Genomic DNA, 21,066 nt, shown 5'->3' on the forward strand with positions numbered 1-21,066 from the left:
CCGTTCGGCACCATGGGCCCGGTGAACCCGACCGGAGGGGGCCGTGACATGAGGGTGCTCGTCGCCGAGGACGAACCGGTGCTCGCCGCCGCCGCCGGCGCGTGGCTGCGCGGCGAGGCGCACGCCGTCGACGTCGCGTACGACGGGGCCGCCGCGCTGGAGCGCGCCGCCGTCCACGACTACGACGTCGTCGTCCTCGACCGCGACCTGCCCGCCGTCCACGGCGACGACGTCTGCCGCCGGCTCGTCGCCGCCGGCTCGCCCGCGCGCGTGCTGATGCTCACCGCCGCCGCCGACGTCGCCGACCGCGTCACCGGCCTCACGCTCGGCGCCGACGACTACCTCACCAAGCCCTTCGCCTTCCCCGAACTCGCCGCCCGGGTCCAGGCCCTCGGCCGCCGCGCCCGGCCCGCCGCGCCGCCCGTGCTGCGCCGCGCCGGTATCGCCCTGGACCCGGCCCGGCACGAGGTCGTCCGCGACGGCCGCTACGTGCCCCTGTCCCGCAAGGAGTTCGCCGTCCTCGCCGAACTCCTCCGCGCCGACGGCGCCCCGGTCTCCGCCGAACACCTCCTGGAGAAGGCGTGGGACGAGCACGCCGACCCGTTCACCGGCGCCGTCCGCCTGGCCGTGCTCAAACTGCGGCGCAAACTCGGCGCACCGCCCGTCGTCGAGACCGTCACCGGCGTCGGATACCGGATCCCGTGAGCCGCCCGCGCACCGCCCGCCGCCCGCGGCGCTTCACCCTGCGCGCCCGCCTCACCCTCGTCTACGGGGCCGTGTTCCTGGCCGCCGGGGCGGTGCTCCTCGGACTCACCTACGTCCTCTTCGACGCCCGCCTCCGCACCGGCGGCACGTTCACCAGCAGCTCCGCCGAACCCGAACCGTCCGCCGCGCCCACCGGCGCCCCGGCCGGGACGCCCGGCCCCGCCCACGAACGGTTCACCGACAGCCGCGAGGACGTCCTGCGCGACGCCGCCGGCACCTCCCTCCTCACCCAGGGCGGCGTCGCCCTGCTCGCCGTCGGCGCCGTCGCGGCCGGCGCCGGCTGGCTCGTCGCCGGCCGCGTCCTCGCCCCGCTGCACCGGGTCACCGACACCGCCCGCCGCATCGCCGACGCCCCCGCCGCCGGCCGCGGACTGCACGAACGCATCGCGCTAGCCGGCCCCGACGACGAGGTCAAGGAACTCGCCGACACCTTCGACACCATGGTCGAACGGCTCGACCGCTCCTTCGACGGCCAGCGCCGCTTCGTCGCCAACGCCTCCCACGAACTGCGCACCCCGCTGACCATCGGCCGCGCCCTCGTCGAGACCGCCATGCACCGGCCCGCCGCCTCCGCCGACGTCACCCGGCTGGGCGAGGACCTGCTGCAGATCAACTCCCGGCACGAGCGGCTCATCAACGGGCTGCTGCTCCTGGCCACCTCCGAGAACGAGGTCACCGAACGGCACCCCGTCGACCTCGCCGACGTCGTCACGCACGTCGTCGCCCAGGCCGCGCCCGCGGCGGCCAGGGCCGGGATCGAGGTGACGGCGGCCACGGCGGAGGCGTGGACCGCCGGGGACGCGCTGCTGCTGGAACGGCTCGTGCACAACCTTGTCGAGAACGGCGTCCGGCACAACTCCGGCACCGGCGGGCACGTCACGGTCGGCTGCGCCACCGGGCCCGGCGGCCGGGCGGAACTCACGGTCGCCAACACCGGGCCCGCCGTGCCCCCGTACGAGGTCCCCGCCCTCTTCGAGCCCTTCCGCCGCCTCGGCGCCGACCGCGTCGTCACCGGCGGCGGCGCCGGGCTGGGGCTGTCGATCGTCCGGGCCGTCGCCCGCGCCCACGGCGGCGACGCGGCCGCCCGGCCCCGCCCCGGCGGCGGGCTCACGGTGACCGTGACGCTGCCGCCGGAGACCGCGCCCTGACCCCCCGCCCGGCACCGCCGCCCGGCCCGACGCCCCGGCCCGCCGCCCGGGTCCTGCTGCCCGGTCCCGCTGCCCGGCTGTCCTAACCCGCCGCCCCGAGCCGCAGCAGCGCCTCCGGCGCCTCGGCCACCGAGTCGACCAGCGCGATCCGCGGCGCCATCGACCGGCCCGCCGCCAGCGCCGACAGCAGCGGCCACGCCGGCAGCTTCGCCGACCAGTGGTCCCGGCCCACCAGCACCATCGGCCGCGGCTCGCCGCGCGACTCGTAGTAGTTGGGCGTCGCCGCGTCGAAGACCTCCTGCACCGTGCCCGCCGCGCCCGGCAGGAACACCACGCCCGCGGTGCTGCGCGCCAGCAGCCCGTCCTCGCGCAGCGCGTTCGCGAAGTACTTCGCGATGTGCCCCGCGAAGGCGTTCGGCGGCTCGTGGCCGTAGAACCAGGTGGGGATGCCGATCGAGTCGCCGCCGCCCGGCCACCGCTCCCGTACCGCGAAGGCCGCCTCCGCCCACTCCGTCACTGGGGGTACCACCCAGGCCGAAGGCTCTGGGGGAGGGGTGAACGACGGCGCCTTGCCCAGCATCAGCACCGCCTCGTCGAGCGTCGCGTCGTCGAACTCCGCCCCGTACGCGCCCAGGTTGGCCGCCTCCATCGCGCCCGGCCCGCCGCCGGTGGCCACGTCGAACCCGGCGCGCACCAGCGCCCGGCCCAGCCGGGCCGCGCCCGCGTAGTCCTCGCCGCCGCGCCGCAGCGCGTGCCCGCCCATGACGCCGACCACCGGGCGGCCGGCGCGCAGCCGCTCGTCCAGCGCGTTGGACATCGACTCGTCGTGCATGCCCCGTATCACCGCGGCGAATATGTCGTGCTCGGCGCGGGTGCGCCGGAACCAGTCGTACGAACGGGCGTCCGGCGTCTCCCCGTACCCCCGCGCCAGGCCCGCGAACAGCTCGTCCGGGGTGTACAGCGCGCCGCGGTACGGGTCGAACGGCAGGTCCGGCACCACGGGGAACACCAGCGCGCCGTCGCGCTGCACGCGCCGCGCCGCGTCCTCGGCCATCGGGCAGCCGAGGAACACCGCGCCGTGCACGTCGGCGGTGAGCAGCAGGTGCGTACGGTCCGTCAGGTCGACGGACTGCACGCGGAACCCGCTGATGGAGCCGGAGGCGACGCGGGCGTCGAACTCGGCGAGGGACTCGATCTCGAACGGGGAGTGCGGCATGCGCCCACCCTACGGGCGGGCGCGCACCCGTTCGGCGACGCCCGTCGTCAACTCCCGGTCCATCGCCGCCAGGTCCCACCGGCCGGCGCGGGCGGCGGCGCTGCTGACCCAGAAGACCAGCGTCCCGTCGTCCAGGAAGCGGGTGACGCGGCCGGCGGACCAGCCGTTGCCGCCGTCGTGGGTGGCGACGCGGGCGCCGCCGAGGTCGAGCAGGCTCCAGCCGTAGCCGTAGTACGACTGCGCCCCGGCGCCCTCGCGGACGTAGCGGCGGAACAGCAGGGACGTCGCCCGCTCGTCCAGGACGCGGTGGGAGAGCAGGGCGCGGTGCCAGCGCAGCAGGTCGCGGGCGGTGGAGAGCATGCCGCCGTTGCCCCGGAGGTTCCAGTACGGGCCGTCGGCGGCCCAGGGGTGGTCCAGCGGGGTGCCCTGCGGGCGGCCCCGGCGGTCGTACTCGACGGCGATGCGGCGGGGGTCCCAGTCGGGCAGGACGTAGCCGGTGCGGGTCATGCCGGCGGGGCGGAAGAGGCGGCCGGCGAGGTACGCCTCGTAGCCGGTGCCCGACGCCTTCTCCACGACGGCGGCGAGGAGGCTGTAGCCGGTGTTGGAGTAGGCGTACGTGTCGCCGGGGCGGGACCGCAGGGGCGCGGCGAGGGCGGCGGCGGCCAGCTCGTCGCGGGAGAGGGGGTCGTAGTCGTCGCCGACGGCCTCGGGGAGACCGGCGGTGTGGGTGAGGAGGTGGTGCAGGGTGATGCCGCGCTTGTCGGCGGGGACGTGGTCGAAGTACCGGCCGATGCGGTCGGAGGTGCGCAGCCGGCCCTCGGACTGGAGCTTGACGATCGCCGCGGCGGTGAACTGCTTGGTCATCGACGCGATGTCGTAGACGGTGCCGCAGCGGGCGCGGGTGCCCGCCGCGCGGTCGGCGAGGCCGCGGCCGGCGCAGGTGACGAGGGCGTCGCCGCGGGCGGCGACGACGGTGCCGGGGGCGCCCTCCGGCCAGACGTCGTCGAGGTACGCCGCCACGGACCGGGCGGCGGGGTGGTCCTTCGCGGCGGCGGCGGTGGTTGCGGTGGCGGTGCCGCCGGTGGTGCCGTGGTCGCGGTCGCCGTCCTGGCTCGTCCCGCACGCGGTCACGGGCACCAGCACCAGCAGCCCGAGCAGGGCGGCGAGGATCCGCCGGGCGGGGAGGTCTCCGTACGTCGTCATGCCGGGAGGCTAGGCAGCGGACACCGGCGGGGTCGTCACGCCGGTGAGCGAACCGCGGGGCGCTCGCCCGGGGGACGGGCTCTCCCCCGGCCGGGGGAGTAAGGCGCGGTGGGGCGGGCGATGGCCGGGCCCGGCCGCGCGCCTACCGCAGCGGCAGCGACGCCAGTTCGCCTAGCGCCGCCGCCAGCGGGGCGAAGACCGCCAGCAGGGCCGCCGTACGCAGCAGGGCCGCGCGGCGCAGCAGGCGGGGGGACGCGCCCAGGCGCAACAGCGCCGTCGTCGTACGGGCCCGGGCGCGCCGGGACTCCAGCGCCGCCATCCACACCGTCGCCACCGCGCAGCCCACCACCAGCGCCGCGCCCAGCACCGTCAGCGGACCCAGCGACCGGGCGTCGTCGCCGTCCGGCCACACCAGCGTGCACAGCACCCCGCCCGTGGCCACCGCGCACAGCGCGCCCAGCGGGCGGCCCACGCGGCGGGCCTCCTGCTGGAGCACCCGCCCGGCGAGCAGCCGCAGCGCACCCGGGCGCAGCGCGCACAGCAGCCGGCCGCACAGGTGCACGAGGCCGGGGCCGGCGAGAACCAGCCCGGCGGCGATCAGCGCCCAGCTCGCCACGACCGCGGGCGCCGCGTCGCCGGAGCCGCCGGGCAGCGGCAGCTTCAGCGCCGCCCCGTCACCGGCGTCGGCGAAGCCGCCCGCGTACGCGCCGAGGGCCAGGCCCGTCGTCGCCAGCGCGGTGCCCCACGGCAGGTCGGCCGGGACCGGCGGGTCCTCCCCGGCGGCGCCCGGCACCCCCGGGGCGGCCACCGCCGGGCCGTCCCCGGCGGCCGCCTCCCGGCGGGCCCGCAGCCGCGCCGCCGCCGCGGCTGCGCGCCCGTCGCCCGGCGCCGGCGTACGCCGCGGGCGCAGGCTCGCCGCGCTCGCCGCCGCGGCCAGCACCGGCACGCAGGCCAGCAGCGTGAGCGCGCCGACCGCGGGGAAGGGGCCGCCGGCGCCCAGCAGCGCTGCGGCCGCGCCGTCGAACGGCAGCCCCGACAGGTCGCCGCGCAGGTGCAGGAAGAACAGCAGCGCCACGGCGCTGCCCAGCAGGCACGACACCGCGGTGGTCACCGCCGCGACCACCGGCGCCGCGGCCGGCCCGAACCCGGCCGAGGACAGCCCCGGCGACGGCCTGGCGTGCGGGTCCGTACGGGCCACCGCGACCGCGAAGTGGACGGTGGCCGCCAGCGGCACCGCGCACCACGCGAGCTGCTCCGGCGAGGCGTGGCCCAGCGCGGCGAGCAGCAGGAAGCCGACGCCGGCCGAGGCGCAGGCGACGAGCAGCCGGCGCAGCAGGACGAGGGGGTGGGAGCCGCGGGCTAGGCGGAGACTGAGCACGAGTCCTCCGAGTCCTCCGTGTCCCCCGCCGTCCCGGCAGGTCCCGCAGGTCCCGCCGGTTCCGTGGCCTCGCCGGCCCCGGCGGCCGCCCCGGCCCCGCTCTCCGCGGTCCCCGGCGCCGCCTCCGTGGGCGGCCCGCCCACCGGAACCGGGGTCTCCGCGCCGCCTCCGCCCCCGCCCCCGTCCCCGTACGCCCGCGCCTCCGCCGCGCCCGGCCGCTCCTCGCCCACCCGGCGCCCGTCGACCAGCGCGAACGTCCGGTCGGCCGACCCCGTGACCGCCGCGTCCTCCGCCGCCCCGGTCAGCACGACGCTCATCCCGTGCGAGCGGGCCGCCGCCACCAGCGTCCGCAGCGCCTGCGCGCCCTCCGCGCGCCGCAGCGGCGCCGCCGGCTCGTCGGCGAAGACCACGTCCGGGCCGGCCACGAGCGCCCGGGCGATGGCGACGCGCTGGCGCTGCTCCTGCGGCAGCGCCGCCGGGCGGCAGCGCGCGACGGCGGCGGCGTCGAGGCGCTCCAGCCACTCCAGCGCCGTGCGGCGCGCCGCGCGGTGCGTCTCGCCGGCCAGCAGCAGCGGCAGCGCCGCGTTCTCCCAGGCGGTCAGCTCCGGGACCAGCTCCGGGCGGGTGCCGATCCAGCCGAAGCGGTCCCGGCGCAGCCGCTCGCGGGCGCCGGCGGACAGGGTGTGGACGGGGCCGCCGTTGAACCACACCTCGCCCTGGTGCGGCAGCAGCTGCCCGGAGAGGCACTTCAGCAGCGTCGTCTTGCCGCTGCCGCGCGGGCCGGTGACGGCGAGGATCTCGCCCGGGGCGACGCCGAGGGAGACGCCGGCGAGCGCGGGGGTGCCCCCGTGCGCGTAGTGCAGGGAACGCGCCACCAGAACCAGCACATCGCTCACGACCGCTCCTCACAGGTGTGATCAGTCCACTACCGACCGTACCTGTGGGGCCCGCGCCCGGCGGGGGAGGCGCGCTCGGCGTCCCGCATGCGCGCCAACGCGCGCCCCCGGCGTGGCAGGGCCGCGCGGGGTCCCCGGTGGCATGATCGGCGTGGCGGGCGCGCGTGGGGGGAGGCTGCCGTGAGCAGAACGAGGGTAGGGGCGCGGTGACGGAAGTCTTCCTGTCCAGGTGCTCCGTGACGGGCAAATCTCCCGCCGTTAGGGTGGGCCACATCAGCGGACCGACAACTGGAGGGTCGCAGTGACCAGCGAACCGCGCCGTCTGCGCAACTACATCAACGGAGAGTTCCGGGACGCCGCCGATGGCCGGACCATGGACGTGATCGACCCGGCTACCGAGGAGGTCTACGCGACCGCGCCGCTGTCCGGCGCCGCCGACGTCGACGCCGCCGTACGGGCCGCGGAGGCCGCGTTCCCCGGCTGGCGGGACGCCACCCCCGGGGCCCGGCAGCTGGCGCTGCTGAAGATCGCCGACGCCCTGGAGGCCCGGGCGGACGAGCTGCTGGAGACCGAGTGCAGGGACACCGGCAAGCCGCTGGAGCTCACCCGCGAGGAAGAGCTGCCGATGATGCTGGACCAGATCCGGTTCTTCGCCGGCGCGGCCCGCATGCTGGAGGGCAAGTCCGCCGGCGAGTACATGGACGGCCTCACCTCGTACGTCCGGCGCGAGCCGATCGGCGTCTGCGCCCAGGTCACGCCCTGGAACTACCCGGTGATGATGGCGATCTGGAAGTTCGCCCCCGCGCTCGCCGCGGGCAACACCGTGGTGCTCAAGCCCTCCGACACCACCCCCGCCGCCACCGTGCTGCTCGCCGAGATCATGGGCGGCATCCTGCCCAAGGGCGTCTTCAACGTCGTCTGCGGCGACCGCGACACCGGCCGGCTCATGGTCGAGCACCCGGTCCCCGCCATGGCCTCCATCACCGGCTCGGTCCGGGCCGGCACCGAGGTCGCCGGCAGCGCGGCCAAGGACCTCAAGCGGGTGCACCTGGAGCTGGGCGGCAAGGCGCCGGTCATCGTCTTCGACGACGCCGACATCCCCAAGGCCGTCGAGGACATCTCCGTCGCCGGCTACTTCAACGCCGGCCAGGACTGCACCGCCGCCACCCGCGTCCTCGTCCACGAGTCCGTGCACGACGAGTTCGTCGCCACCCTCGCCAAGGCCGCGGCCGACACCAGGACCGGGCCGGGCGAGGCGGACGCGCTCTACGGCCCGCTGAACAACGCCGCGCAGCTGGAGCGGGTCGCCGGGTTCGTCGACCGGCTCCCCGCGCACGCGCGCGTCGAGGCCGGCGGCCGGCGGGTCGGCGACAAGGGCTACTACTACGCCGCGACCGTCGTGTCCGGGCTGAAGCAGGACGACGAGATCATCCAGAACGAGGTCTTCGGCCCGGTCATCACCGTGCAGTCCTTCACCGACGAGGAGCAGGCGCTCGCGTTCGCCAACGGCGTGCAGTACGCGCTGGCCTCCTCGGTGTGGACGAAGGACCACGGCCGCGCCATGCGGCTGTCGAAGGCGCTGGACTTCGGCTGCGTGTGGATCAACACCCACATCCCGCTGGTCGCCGAGATGCCGCACGGCGGCTTCAAGAAGTCCGGCTACGGCAAGGACCTCTCGTCGTACGGCTTCGACGACTACACCCGCGTCAAGCACGTGATGACCGCGCTCTGAGCCCGGCCGCCCGCTCGCTACCTAGGTAGTCCGGGGAGCCCGCCCGCGCGGATACGTATACCCATCCGCGCGGGCTACCGATGTCCGCGGCCGCCCGGCCGGGGCAGGCTGATCTCGCACAGAAGAACTGGCGCACACGCGTTTCCGCTACGGACAGCCTGGACGATGGACACGGCCACATGACGCTGATCGGACGCCGGGCGGACACCGCACGCCTCGGCGAACTGTTACGTGACACGCGGCTGGTGACGGTGACCGGCCCCGGCGGGGTCGGCAAGAGCGCGCTCGCGGCCGAGGCGATCGGCCGCCTGGCCGCGGCGCTCCGCGCCGGAGGTGCTGCGCGTGGACATGGCGCCGGTGCGGGAGGCGGCGGCGGTGCACCGGCGGCTGGCGGAGGCGGCACGCCGGCTGCCCGACGGCGGGCGGCGCGCGGCGGTGCTGCTGGTGGACACCTGCGAGCACGTCGCCGGCGCGGTGGCGGACGGGCTGGAGGACCTGCTGCGGCAGCGGACCGGGCTGCGGGTGGTGGCGACGAGCCGGGTGCCGCCGGGCGGCGGTGCGGGCGGTGGGGGCGGTGCGGGTGGTGCGGGCGCGCCCTCGCCGGGCGCGGCCGGCGGGCCGCGGCGGCGGCCGGGGCCCGGGCCGTGGGCGGCGGGACCGCGGGGGGCGACCCTGCGGCTGGCGCCGCTGGCGCCCGCCGACTGCGCGGCGCTGCTGGAGAGCCTGGCCCCCGCGGACGCCCTCGCCGACGCCGCCGACCGCGAGGCGCTGCACGCCGTCTGCGCCCTGCTGGAGGGCCTGCCGCTGGCCGCCAGGATCGCCGCCGCCCACCTCGCCCGGCTCCGCCCCGACCGGCTGCTGGAACGGTTCTCCCGCCCCGGCGGCTGCCTCGACCTGGCCGTCGAGGAACCCCGCTGGCCGGCCCGGCAGCGCTCCCTGCGGGCCTCGCTGCGCTGGACGCACCGCCTGCTCACGCCCCCGGAGCAGCTGCTCTGGGCCCGGTGCAGCGTCTTTCCAGGAACGTTTCGCCTCCCGGACGCGACGGAGGTCTGCGCCGACGAGCGGCTGCCCGCCGACGCCCTGCCCGCGCTCTTCCGCGCGCTGCTGCGCCACGGGGTCCTCGCCGTACGGGACGGGAGCGCCGGCGCCGCGGCAGAGGCCGGCGCGGCGCACCCGCCGGTGCGGATGGCGCGGCCGGTGCGCGCGTACGGGATGGAGCAGCTCGTACGGCTCGGCGAGGAGGCGGCCTTCCAGCGCCGGTGCCTGGACTGGACGATGGGCGGCTGACACCGCCGACCGCCGCCCGGCGGCCGGTGTCCGGTGTCCGGTGGAGCTACTCGAACCCCGCGAACAGCGGCGGCTTCCGCCCCGTCACCGCCAGGTTGAGGAACGCCGCGGCGTCCGCGCCGAAGAAGTAGACGGCCGCGTCCCGGTCGCCGTAGAAGCGGCCGTCCTCCGCCACGTGGATCGTGACGTGGAAGCTCGTGCGCGCCACCGGGCACACCGCCGCGCCCGCCGCCTCGGCGACGGCGGCGCGGAAGAGCGCGCCGTGCCCGGTGGTCCTCCGGGCGTGACCGGTATCGGTGAAGCTGCGCACGAGACGGCCGTTGATCTCCGCGGACGGCTCGTGGACGAGGCGGAGGTCGCCGTACTCGGCGAGGAAGGCGCGGGCCGCGGAGGGCACCGGCACCGCCAGCGACTCCAGCCGGGCGACGACGTCGCCGATCTCCACCCGCCGCCCGGGGTACCAGCCCGCCGCGCGCAGCGACGCGCGGGCCGCGGGGGTGAGCCGGCGGCGCCGGCCGGCGGCGCCGCGCTCCGCGTGGTCGTCGGCCATGATCCTCGGTTCGGGGCGGGTACGGCCATTGTCCCCCGTCACCCGTCGTCGGGCAGCAGGTCCGCCACTTCCGCCGCCTTGCCCCTCGCCAGCTCCGCCGCCAGGTCCGCCGGGTCCGACGCCGCGCGCAGCCGGGCCAGGATGCGGTCCGTATCGGTGCGTTCGGCCGGGGGCAGCGGGGCGCCGGCGGCGGCGCGGAGCGCGGCGGCCTTGCCGAGGAGACGGGCGGCCAGGGCCGGGGCGCCGGCGAGGGACTCCGCGCCGGCCAGGCCCTCCAGGGCGAGGGCCAAGGCGCGGGGGTCGCCGGTGGGGCGGGCGAAGGCCAGGCCCTCGCGGTGGCGGGCGCGGGCCGCCTCCGGGTCGCCGGCCAGCTCCGCGACGAAGCCCAGCTCGGCGAGGATCAGGGCGGTGCCCACATCGGACTCGATCTTGCGGTCCCAGTCGAGCCAGCGGCGCAGGTGCCCCTCCGCCTCCGCCAGCCGGCCCCGGCGGCGGGCGCCCATCGCCAGGCCGATGCCCGCGAACTCCTCGCCCACCACGTAGCCCTGCTCGGCGGCCAGCCGGGCGGCGCGGCCGTGGAGGGCGTCGGCCTGCTCGACGTCGCCGGTGAGCAGGGCGACCCGGCCCAGCATCGACAGCTTGTCCGACACCTCCGACCACAGCCCCAGGTCCTCGGCCCTCCGCAGGCCCTCGCGGTGCAGCCGGGCGGCCTGCGCGTAGTCGCCGGTGATCTCCGCGTACGTGCCGAGGGCGTACGTCGCGTGCAGCTGGCCCCAGCGGTCGCCGAGCGCGGCGAAGAGCGCCATGCTGCGCTCCCCGTACTCCGCGAGCGCCGGCAGGTCGCCGCGGAGCACCGCGTCCCGGGCCCTCGTGCTGGACACCGCCGCCGTGCCCCACTGGTCGCCGAGGGCGCGGAACACCTTCTCCGCGCGGGTCAGCGGGTCGTCCCCGCCGGGCAGCGGGCCGAGGCCGAGCCGGGTGAGCCCGAGGAAGGCGTCCGCCCGGGCGCCGGCGGCCAGCGCGGGCAGGGCGGTGGGCGGCGCCGGGCGGGGGAGGGGCAGGGCGCCGAGGGCGAGGGGTTCGCCGAGGCGCAGCGTCATGGCGGCGTGCCAGGTGCGCGCGGCGGTACGGGCCGCCGCCGGGTCGGCGACGGAATCCGGGCCGGGGGCGGGGGCGGTGTCCTCGGCTGCGGGTGGGGGCGGCGGCGCCGTCAGCGCCGTGGTCAGGAAGCGGCGGCCCTCGCCGAGGCGGCCCCGCAGCACCCAGTACCAGGCGAGGTCGACGGCCAGCCCCAGGGCGGTGGCCGCGGCGCCGGTGCGTACCGCGTCGTCCAGCGCCGCGCGCATGTTGGCCGACTCCGCGTCGAGGCGCAGCAGCCACTGCCGCTGGGCGGGGCCGCGCAGCTGGGGCTCGGCCTCGGCGGCGAGGGCGGCGTAGTGCGCGGTGTGGCGGTGGCGTACGGAGGCGGACTCGCCGGCCTCGCAGAGCCGTTCGTGGCCGTAGGCGGCGACGGACTCCAGCAGGTGATAGCGGGCGGGGGCCACGCCGTCGCCGGGGACGGCCATGACCAGGGAGCGGTCGACGAGGCGGGCGAGGAGGCCGAGCACGTCCTCCTCGGCGATGCCGCCGCCCGCGCACACCGCCTCGGCCGCGCGCAGCGTGCAGCCGTCCGCGTGCACCGACATGCGGCGGAGCACGGCCTGCTCCGGCGCGGTCAGCAGCTCCCAGCTCCAGTCGAGCATCGCGCGCAGGGTGCGCTGCCGCGCGGGCGCGTCGCGCGGGCCCGCGGAGAGCAGCCGGAACCGGTCGTCGAGGCGGGCGGCCAGCTCGTGCACGCCGAGGGCCCGGACGCGGGTGGCGGCCAGCTCCAGGGCGAGGGGGATGCCGTCGAGGCGGCGGCAGACGGTCGCCACGGCGGCGGCGTTGGCCGCGTCGACGGTGAAGCCGGGGGCGGCGGCCGCGGCCCGCTCGGCGAAGAGGCGGACGGCGCCGGAGGCGCGGAGGGCGGCGAGCCCGGGGGCGGGATCCGTGGCGGGCCCGGTGGCGGGGGTCGCGCCCGGTGCGCGGCCGGTGGGCGGGTGCGCGGCGGCACCGGAGGCGGCCGGGCGGTACGGGCCGGGGGCGCCCGGCGAGGCCGTGGCGCGGGCGCCGGGGCGGTCCGCGGCGGTGCCGCGGGGCCCGGGCCCTGGCGGCGCCGTGTCCGCCATCGGACCCACGGGGGCGGCGGTGGCCGTGTCCGTGCCCGGGGCGGCCGGGCGGTACGGGCCGGGGACGCCCGGCGAGGCCGTGCCGGGGGCGCCGGGGCGGTCCGCGGCCGCGTCGCCGGGTCCGGCCGCCGGCGGCGCCGCCGGGTCCCGTACCGGCGGCGGGACGTCCAGCGGGGCCACCGGCCACAGGCGTTCGCCGCCGACGCCCAGCGGCTCCTGCCCCGTCGCCAGGACGCGCACGCCGGGCGCCGCGGCCAGCAGCCGGGCGCAGAGAGCGGCGACGGCGTCCACGACGTGCTCGCAGTTGTCCAGGACCAGCAGCGTCCGCTTCGTCCGCAGCGCCTCGGCCAGCCGCTCCGCCGGGGCCGCGCCGCCGGCGCCGGTCAGCAGGCCGCCGCCGGCCGTCTCGTCCCGTACGCCCAGCGCCGCGGCCACGACCTCCGCCGCCGCGTCGGCACCCGGCGCGCCGCCGCCATCCCGGTCCGCCCCGCCGTCCCGGTCCGCCCCGCCGGGCCGCGGCGGGGCCAGCGTCGCCAGCTCCACCAGCCACACCCCGTCCGGGAACTCCGCCGGCAGCCCCCGGGCCGTCTCCAGCGCCAGCCGGGTCTTGCCCACCCCGCCGGGGCCGGTCAGCGTCACCAGCCGGCCCGCCGCCAGCAGCTCCCGCACCGCCGCCACCGCGTCGGCGCGGCCGATCAGCTCCCCGTGCGGCGCGGGCAGGTTGCCCCGTACCACCGCCTCCTCCCGGGCCGGCGGGCCCAGGGCCGGGTCCTGCTCCAGGATCGCCCGGTGCAGCGCGACCAGCTCGGGCCCCGGGTCCAGGCCCAGGTCCTCGGCGAGCCGCGTGCGCAGCCGCCCGTAGCTGTCGAGCGCCTCGGTCTGCCGCCCCGCGCGGTACAGCGCGCGCAGCTGGGCGGCGCGCAGCCGCTCGCGCAGCGGGTGGCGGGCGACGAGGTCGCCCAGCTCGTCGGCGAGGAGGGCGTGCTCGCCGAGTTCGAGCCGGGCCTCCGCCTGCTCCTCCAGCGCGGTCAGCCGCAGCTCGTCGAGGCGCGCGATCTCCGGCCGCGCGAACTCCTCGTCGGCGAAGTCCGCCAGCACCTCGCCCCGCCACAGCGCGAGCGCGTCCGCGAGCAGCGCCGCGCGCTCCCGGGGCCCTCCGGCGCGGCGGGCGGCGGCGGTCAGGGCCGCGAAGCGGCCGGTGTCGGTGGCCTCGGGGGCGACGTCCAGCAGGTAGCCGGGCGGGCGGGAGACGACGAGCGCGCGGGCGCCGGGCTCGGCGTCCTCCAACGCGCGGCGCAGCTGGGAGACGCGGGTCTGGAGGGCGCCGGCGGGGTTCGCCGGCGGGGCGTCGCCCCACAGGTCGGCCACGAGCCGGTCGGCGGAAACGGCGCGGCCGGCGTGGACGAGCAGGTCGGCGAGGAGGCTGCGGACCTTCACCTCCGGTACGCGAACCGCCTGGCCGCCGGCCGTCCACACCGCCAGCGGACCGAGCACCCCGAAGCGCATCCGTTCACCGTAACCCGGCCCGCCGACACCGCCCCGGCGCCGCCCGGCCGCACGCCCGGCCCCGGGCGCCCGGCACGCACCGGCAGCGGACCTGAAGCGGATCCGAAGGAGACCTGGAGCGCCCTGCCGGAACGTGGTCCCCGGCGGCGCGAACGAGCGGGAGGAGGCAGCCGATGGCCGGAGACACCGCGGACGGCACGGATCCGGACCGTACGGACCGTACAGACCGTGCGGACCGCCCGGACGGCACGCTGCGGCTGACCGTACTCGGCGGCCTCGTGCCCGGCCGGGCGGCCGGCGCCGAGGCCCGGCGCCTCGCCGCGCTCGCGGGGCGGCGGGCCCGCCTGGAGGTGGACCTGATCGACCTCGCGGCGGCCTGCCTGCCGGAGCCGTGCCCCGGGGTGCTGCCCGGCGCCGCGCCGGAGCCGCCCGCGGTACGGGAGCTGCGGCCGTGGCTGGACGCCGCCGACGGGTTCGTCGTCGTCGCCCCGGCCCCGGCCGCCGCCCCGCCGCACTCCGCCGGGCCGCTGCGGCGCGCGCTGGTGTGGTGCGCGGAGGCGTTCAAGGCCCGGCCGGTGGCGCTGCACGTACGGGCCGGGGAGGGCGCCCCGCGCGCACTGCGCGCCCTGCGCGCCGACCTCGCCGAGGCGCACGCGCTGACCGTCCACGAGACCGACTGCCCCGACGGCGCGCTCGACGAACTCGTCTGGTGGGCCCGCGCCCTGCGCACCGCCCGCGCGACGCACCCGTACCCCTTCTGACCCCGACCGTCCCCGAACCCCGAAACGAGAAAATCATGTCCGCACACGCCCCGGAGGCGCCCGCGCTGCGCGCCGGCCCCCGGCAGTGGATCGGCCTCGCGGTGCTGCTCGCGCCGACGGTCCTGCTGTTCGTCACGATGACCGTGCTGTTCCTCGCCACCCCCGACATCGCCGCCGACCTCGGCCCCTCCAGCGGCCAACTGCTGTGGATCAACGACATCTACGGCTTCATGATGGCCGGGCTGCTCGTCGCGATGGGCACCCTCGGCGACCGCATCGGCCGCCGCCGCATCCTGCTCTTCGGCGCCGCGGCCTTCGGCGCCGCCTCGGCCGCGGCGGCGTTCGCGCCCGGCGCGGAGGCGCTGATCGCGGCCCGCGCAGTGATGGGCGTGGGCGCGGCGGCCGTGATGCCGTCGACGCTGTCGCTGATCAGCAACATGTTCCAGGACGCCCGGCAGCGCGCCACCGCCATCGGCCTGTGGGCGGCGTCCGTGTCCGTCGGCGTGGCCGTCGGCCCGCTGGTCGGCGGGCTGCTGCTGGAGAACTTCTGGTGGGGCGCCGCGCTGCTGGCGGGCGCGCCGGTGATGGCGCTGGTGCTGCTCGCGGCGCCGTTCCTGGTGCCCGAGTACCGGGCGCCGCGGCCCGGGCGGCTCGACCTGCCGAGCGTGGCGCTGTCGATGGTCACGGTGCTGCCCGTCGTGTACGGGGTGAAGGAGATGGCCGCGCACGGCGTGAACGCCACCGCGATCGTCGCCCTCGTCCTCGGCGTCGTGCTGTCGACCGTGTTCGTACGGCGGCAGCTGCGGCTGCGCGACCCGCTGCTCGACATGCGGCTGTTCGGCGACCGCACCTTCAGCGGCGCCCTCGCCGTCTTTCTCCTCAGCGCGGTCGCGCTCGGCGGCGTGTACCTGCTCTTCACGCAGTACCTCCAGCTCGTCGAGGGGCTGACGCCGCTGGAAGCGGGGCTGTGGATCCTGCCGGCGGCGGTGCTGCTGGTGGCCGTCTCGACGCTGTCGCCGGTGCTCGCCCGCCGGGTGCGTCCCGGGTACGTCGTGGCGGCGGGGAGCCTGCTGTCCGCGTCGGGGTACGTGGTCCTCACCCAGGTCGACAGCGTCGGCGGGCTGCCGATGCTGATCACCGGCTTCTACCTGCTCTACCCGGGCATCGCGCCGGTGATGGCCCTGGCCACCAACCTCGTCATCGGCTCCGCCCCGCCGGAGAAGGCGGGCGCGGCCTCGGCCGTCAACAGCACCGCGAGCGACCTCGGCGTGGCCCTCGGCATCGCCCTGCTCGGCAGCGTCGGCACCGCCGTCTACCGCGGCGACATGGCCCCCGCGATGGACGCCGCCCCCGCCGCCGTGCCGGACGGCGCGGACGCCGCCGCCCGCGACACCCTGCCGGGCGCGCTGACCGCGGCGGAGGACCTGCCGGCGGCGCTGGGCGAGGCGGTGCTGGCGCCGGCGAAGGCGGCGTTCGCGAGCGGCCTCAACGTGGCGGCGGCGGTCGCGGCGGGGCTGGCGGTGGCGGCGGCGGTGCTGTCGGTGACGCTGCTGCGCCGCGTCCCGGCCGCGGGCCCGCCGGCCGCGGAACCGGAGGCCACGGTGGCGGACGAGACCCCGGTGCCGGCGGACGCCGGTCGCTGAGGCCCGTACGCCGACCCGGACAGCCGGCGTACGGAGCGGAAGAGAGCCGCGCGGCGGGGAGCCAACCCCGCCGCGCGGCACCGCCGGTTGCGGAGGACCCACGCCCCGCGGCCGCGCACCCCAGGCGCCGGGCGCCTACGGCGCGAGACGCCCCCCGCGGACTCCGGTCATACTGGCGCGCTCGAAGATCGCGCCCTCCGTCTTCGCCCCCAGCAGTACCGCGCCGTCCAGATCCGCGTCCGCGAAGTCCGCACCCCGCAGGTCCGCCCCCGCGAAGTTCGCCCCCCGCAGCGACGCCCCGCGCAGGTTCGCTCCGCCGAGCGCCGCCCGCATCAGCCCGGCCCCGTCCATGCGGGCCTCCGAGAGGTCGCACCCGGAGAACACGGCGGCGCCGGCGTGCACCTCGGCCACGACCGCGCGGCGCAGCGACGCCCCCGCGCAGTCGGCCCCCGCGAGGTGGGACAGCGACAGATCCGCACCGTCAAGCCGGGCGTCGCGCAACACGGCGTGGCTGAGGTTGGCGTCCCGCAGGTCGGCCCCGCGCAGGTCCGCGTCGGCGAGCGGGACGCCCCGCAGGTCCCTGCGGTCCCCGAGACCGGAGAACTCGGCGGAGACGTCCCGCCAGTCCGCACCGCCACGCAGGGCGTGCAGGACGCGCTCCACGGCGGCCGCCCCGTCGGGCGTGGTCCAGCGGCGCCGGTCCTCGGCGATGTGCGCGTCGTGCCCGTCGTCCATGATCCTCCGATACGTCGTGCGCCGTTCAACGATGGCCGATGGACGAGAGGAAGCCGTTCAGCCGGTCGAGATGGTAGACCGTCTCGTCGTGCTTCTTGATGAGCACGTCGAGGCCGCGTTCCGTCAGCCCCTCCGGCAGTACGTCCATCTCCTTGACCAACACCTTGCGCACGTTCTCCAGACCGTTCCTCGCGTTCGTCAGGTCCGCGATGTGGTCGAACGGCACACCGCTCTGCTTCACGGCCACCACCTCGCCCGCGGCCTCCCGGCGGGCCGCGCTGTAGTGGTTGTGGTTCGGCATACTGTTGATCCTGCCGATGGGGTCCTTCTTGATGTTCTCCAGCTTCGCGATCGCGTTCTGGGCCGCATCGCTCAGGCCCAGCTTGCGGCTGCTGTACGGGGAGAGTCCCAGGGGGTCCGACCACGTCAGCGGGTTGTGCACGTACGCCACGGGGTTGGGCGCCGGCGACAGGCCGAGCGGGTCCGGCGTGGCGTAGCGGGCGAGCGCGGGGTCGTAATAGCGGTGCAGGTTGTAATGCAGCCCGGATTCCCGGTCCGCGTACTGGCCGGGCAGCCGCAACGGCGTGTACGCCGTGCTCCTGGCGGACCAGGCGGTGGACCCCCAGATGGTGCTGCGCGCGCGCCAGGCGATCCGCCCGTCCGCGTCCACCAGTTCCCGCGGAGTGCCCACCAGGTCGGTGACGATGGCGAAGAACCGGGAGTCGATCTCCCGCTGGTCGGTGGCGTCCGTGATGCGCTCCGCCTGCGCGATCGGGCTGAACCCGTCGTGCTCCCACGTCAGGGTCACCGGGTGCGGCATTTCCGCGGTGCGCGTCGTCTCCTCGACGAGCACGGCCCCGTCCCAGGTGAACTCGATCCGCTCCGCCACCTCCCCCTCGGCGTTCAGCCGCTCCTTTGCGACGCGGCGGCCGAGCGGGTCGTAGCGGTAGCACCACACGGCGCCGTCCGGGGTCGTCGCCTGCGTCAGGCGATTCTCGGCATCCCAGGCGAAGCGCCAGGTGTCCGGCTTGTGGGAGAGCCGCTTGCGGGTACGGGCCACCAGTCGGCCGGCGGCGTCGTGGTCGTAGCGCAGGGCACCGGCACCCCGGACGCGTGTGCCGTCGTAACGGCGTTCGCCGGCGGCCGCCGCGTCGGCGTGGTGGTCGGGCCAGGTGGCCCGCGACACGTTGCCGACGGCGTCGTACCCGTACGTCTCCGTCCAGTCACCCGCGGCGGCGACGCCGGTGACGCGGCCGACGGCGTCGATCTCGAACCGGCTCATGCCGGCCAGCCGGTCGTGTACGGCGACGAGATTGCCGTCGCCGCGGTAGGTGTACGTGCGCTGCTGGACTGTGCGCTCCCCGGCGGTCACCGTGCGCGCGTGCAGTCGCCCCACCGGGTCCCACCGCTGCTCCACGGTCAGCGAGCCGTCCAGCAGACAGGTCAGTTCGCGGCCCGCCGCGTCCCGCCCGAAGCGCAGCGTGTGCCCCGACGCCGTGACCGCCTCGCGGCGGCCGGCGGCGTCGTGGTCGTACGTCGTCAGAGCACCGGAGGGGGTGACGCGCCGGACCCGGCGGCCGAGGGCGTCGTAGCCGAACGACAGACTGCGGCCGTCGACGCTCTCCCGCGTCACCAGGCCCAGTTCGTTGCGCTCGTATGTGACGATGGAGTCCGGGCCGGCGGCGGTGAGCAGCCGTCCGGCCGCGTCGTACGTGTACGTCGTCTCCGCACCGGCCGCGTTCTTGCACGCGACGTTGCCGAGCGCGTCGAACTCGTAGGTGAGGCGCTCCCCGAGCGGCGTGACGGACTCCGTGACGCGGCCCGCTGCGTCCCGGACGTACTCGGTTGTCCTGCCGTCGAAGTCGGTCTCCGCGACGAGGCGACCCGCCAGGTCGTACACGTACCGCCACAGGCGCCTGAGCGGGTCCCTGACGCACGTGAGCCGCAGGCTCGCGTCGTGGGTGAATTCGTAGCGCGCTCCCTCGGGCGTCGTGTAGGCGCTCAGCTGGTCGAAGTGCGTGTACTCGTAGGTGGTCGTCGCACCGGCGGGGCCGGTGTGGCCGACGCAGTTGCCCTCGGGGTCGTACGTCCAGGACTCGGTCGTGCCGTCCGGCATCGTGTAGGAGGTGAGTCCGCCCTCCGCGTTCCACGTCGCCCGGGTGGTGTGCCCCAGGGGGTCGGTCACCGTGCGGACACGCCCGAAGGCGTCGTACTCGTAGCGCGTGGTGCCGCCGAGCGGGTCGGTCGTCGCGACGGGCAGGCCGGCCGCGTTGTTCTCGACGAGGACCGTGTGGTCCAGCGCGTCGGTGACGCCTCGGAGCCTGCCCTGCTCGTCGTAGTGGAAGCGGGTGGTGGCGCCGGACGGGTCGGTGACGGAGAGGCGGTTGCCGGCCGCGTCGAAGGATTGGACCCAGGTCGCTCCGTCCGGCGCGGTCACCCGCGTTGGCAGGCCGGGGGCGGCGTAGTCGAGGCTCGTGGTGGTGCCGTCCGGGCGGACCAGGGCGCGCAGGTTGCCGTCGGTGTCGTACTCGTGCACGAACCGCAGGCCGAGGGGGTCGGTCTCGGCGGTGAGGTTGTGGTGTGCGTCGTACGCCGTGCGGGTGGTGTGGCCGAGCGCGTCGATCTCGGCGACGATCTGGCAGTTGTCGCTGACGACGAATCGGGTGACGGCGCCTTGGGCGGTGGTGAGGGTGGTGACGGTGGCACCGGGCCAGGCGGGGTCGGTGGCGCCGTAGTCGATCGTCAGGGCGAGGTGGCCGGCTGCGCCGCCTTCCGCGACGCAGCGGTCCTCGCCGTCGTATGTGTAGTCGTAGCGGTGGCCGTTGCGGTCGGTCCAGGAGGTCACCCGCAGCCGGTGGTCGTAGGTGAAGACCAGCGGCAGGCCGGAGGAGTTGACGTCCTCGGTGAGGTTGCCGGCGATGTCGTAGCCGAAGCTCTTGACGACCAGGTCGGTGCCGTCGTCGGCCGCGCCGGCCAGGCTCAGGGCGGTGACGCGGCCGGCCTCGGTGGTGAGGACGAGGTGGTAGCCGCCGGAGTGGCGGATGCCGGTGGGGGCACCTTCGTCATCGTAGGTGAAGGCGACTGTGTGGCCGTTGCGGTCGGCTATTCGCTCGATCACACCCAGGCCGTCGTCGTCGGGCCGGGCGAAGTACCGGGTGTGGCCGGCGACAGGGTCGGTGACGGTGTAGCCGCCGGATTCCAGGCGGGCGAGGGGCCAGCGGGGGCCCTGCTCGGGCAACACCGGGGTGTCGGCGGCCGCGGGGTGCGGATAGGCGAGCAGCCGACCGTCCTCGGTGACGAACACCACGCCCCGGTCGTCGGTTTCCAGGCGCTGGTCGGCGGTGGAGGCCCAGGTGGGGCCGAACCAGCGGCCCGCCCGGTAGGTGGAGCCCAGCCGGCGGGTGAAGTTCAACGGGAGCAGCCCGGGCAGTTCGATGTCGGTCTGGGGCAGGTACATCTGGCCGGTGGCCAGGTCCACGGGATCGGTGAACTTCGAGACGATGTTCTTCAGCCGGGTCGTGGCGCCCTGGGCCGCGTCGTCGATCATGGTGCGGCCGCGCTTGGCCAGGCCGAGGACGGCGTTCTTCATACCGCGAAGCCCGGCCAGGCCGCCCTTGAGGCTCTTCAGGCCCTTGCCCAGCTTGGCCAGCGAGGTCAGTCCCTTCAACCCGGGGATGCAGTCGAGAGCGGCCATGGCGACGTCGAAGAGGGAGGCTTGGCCGTTCATGTACTTGTAGAGGGTGTCGGCGAGGACGACGAGGGCGGCGGCGAGGACGACCCAGGCCAGGGGGCCGCCGATGATGAGGACGACGATGCCGAGGACGGCGACGATCACCTTGCAGACGCTGACGATGGTGTCCCAGTTGTCCTTGACCCAGTCGACCGCCTCTTCCCACCACTTGCGGTTCTGGATGCCCGCGTCGGAGGCGTCCTCCAGCTTGTCCTTCGCCTCCGACGCCGCGTCCTCGCGCATCTTCTTCGCGTCCGCGGCCATCTTCTTGGCCGCTTCGAGGCCGCCCTGGGCGTTGTCGACGGCCCG

The 21,066-nt window shown here is 76.7% G+C and carries 13 protein-coding genes and 1 pseudogene; 6 read left to right on the forward strand and 8 right to left on the reverse strand.

Annotation, left to right across the window (positions count from 1 at the left end; all coding sequences use genetic code 11):
- Positions 1-48 precede the first annotated feature (48 nt).
- Both ACHZ99_RS25075 and ACHZ99_RS25080 read left to right on the forward strand, forming a co-directional pair.
- Positions 49-705, forward strand: a complete 657-nt coding sequence (locus tag ACHZ99_RS25075) for a response regulator transcription factor (protein WP_420306983.1) — start codon at positions 49-51, stop codon at positions 703-705.
- A complete protein-coding gene (locus tag ACHZ99_RS25080; RefSeq protein ID WP_420306984.1) occupies positions 702-1,913 on the forward strand; it encodes a sensor histidine kinase in 1,212 nt (403 codons plus the stop codon). The genes ACHZ99_RS25075 and ACHZ99_RS25080 overlap by 4 nt, the downstream gene beginning before the upstream one ends.
- A gap of 82 nt (positions 1,914-1,995) precedes the next feature.
- Here ACHZ99_RS25080 and ACHZ99_RS25085 read toward each other — a convergent pair whose 3' ends face one another.
- The 4 genes and pseudogenes from ACHZ99_RS25085 to ACHZ99_RS25100 form a co-directional block, all read right to left on the reverse strand.
- Positions 1,996-3,129 (reverse strand): LOG family protein, encoded by a 1,134-nt coding sequence (locus ACHZ99_RS25085; RefSeq protein WP_420306985.1) that lies wholly within the window; start codon positions 3,127-3,129, stop codon positions 1,996-1,998.
- Positions 3,130-3,138: 9 nt separating this feature from the next.
- The gene (locus ACHZ99_RS25090) at positions 3,139-4,332 is read right to left on the reverse strand and encodes a serine hydrolase domain-containing protein (RefSeq protein ID WP_420306986.1); all 1,194 of its coding nucleotides are present in this window, start codon (positions 4,330-4,332) and stop codon (positions 3,139-3,141) included.
- Positions 4,333-4,474: 142 nt separating this feature from the next.
- Positions 4,475-5,710 (reverse strand): hypothetical protein, encoded by a 1,236-nt coding sequence (locus ACHZ99_RS25095; RefSeq protein ID WP_420306987.1) that lies wholly within the window; start codon positions 5,708-5,710, stop codon positions 4,475-4,477.
- Positions 5,711-5,871: 161 nt separating this feature from the next.
- Positions 5,872-6,606 (reverse strand): annotated as a pseudogene (locus ACHZ99_RS25100) (ABC transporter ATP-binding protein); the annotation flags it as partial.
- 301 nt (positions 6,607-6,907) lie between these two features.
- Here ACHZ99_RS25100 and ACHZ99_RS25105 point away from each other — a divergent pair.
- A complete protein-coding gene (locus tag ACHZ99_RS25105; protein WP_420306988.1) occupies positions 6,908-8,338 on the forward strand; it encodes a gamma-aminobutyraldehyde dehydrogenase in 1,431 nt (476 codons plus the stop codon).
- Between the two features lie 342 nt (positions 8,339-8,680).
- Positions 8,681-9,625 (forward strand): hypothetical protein, encoded by a 945-nt coding sequence (locus ACHZ99_RS25110; RefSeq protein WP_420306989.1) that lies wholly within the window; start codon positions 8,681-8,683, stop codon positions 9,623-9,625.
- A gap of 46 nt (positions 9,626-9,671) precedes the next feature.
- On the opposite strand, the gene ACHZ99_RS25115 is transcribed toward ACHZ99_RS25110, so the two are convergent.
- Entirely contained in the window at positions 9,672-10,175 is a 504-nt protein-coding gene (locus ACHZ99_RS25115) for an SUKH-3 domain-containing protein (RefSeq protein WP_420306990.1), read from the reverse strand.
- Positions 10,176-10,213: 38 nt separating this feature from the next.
- On the reverse strand, positions 10,214-13,888 hold the full coding sequence (locus ACHZ99_RS25120) for a BTAD domain-containing putative transcriptional regulator (protein WP_420306991.1): 3,675 nt from the start codon (positions 13,886-13,888) through the stop codon (positions 10,214-10,216).
- 173 nt (positions 13,889-14,061) lie between these two features.
- Here ACHZ99_RS25120 and ACHZ99_RS25125 point away from each other — a divergent pair, with 173 nt between their 5' ends.
- Both ACHZ99_RS25125 and ACHZ99_RS25130 read left to right on the forward strand, forming a co-directional pair.
- A complete protein-coding gene (locus tag ACHZ99_RS25125; RefSeq protein WP_420306992.1) occupies positions 14,062-14,649 on the forward strand; it encodes an NAD(P)H-dependent oxidoreductase in 588 nt (195 codons plus the stop codon).
- 35 nt (positions 14,650-14,684) lie between these two features.
- Positions 14,685-16,292 (forward strand): MFS transporter, encoded by a 1,608-nt coding sequence (locus ACHZ99_RS25130; protein WP_420306993.1) that lies wholly within the window; start codon positions 14,685-14,687, stop codon positions 16,290-16,292.
- Between the two features lie 135 nt (positions 16,293-16,427).
- Here the strand turns inward: ACHZ99_RS25130 and ACHZ99_RS25135 are convergent, their stop codons facing one another.
- Together ACHZ99_RS25135 and ACHZ99_RS25140 are read right to left on the reverse strand one after the other, a co-directional pair.
- Positions 16,428-17,027, reverse strand: a complete 600-nt coding sequence (locus ACHZ99_RS25135; RefSeq protein ID WP_420306994.1) for a pentapeptide repeat-containing protein — start codon at positions 17,025-17,027, stop codon at positions 16,428-16,430.
- Between the two features lie 25 nt (positions 17,028-17,052).
- Positions 17,053-21,066, reverse strand: a 4,014-nt coding sequence (locus ACHZ99_RS25140) for a polymorphic toxin type 28 domain-containing protein (protein ID WP_420306995.1), incomplete at its 5' end; no start/stop codon positions are given.

The organism is Streptomyces sp. MAR4 CNX-425, assembly GCF_048656465.1.
In the GTDB taxonomy this organism is placed as follows: Bacteria; Actinomycetota; Actinomycetes; order Streptomycetales; family Streptomycetaceae; genus Streptomyces.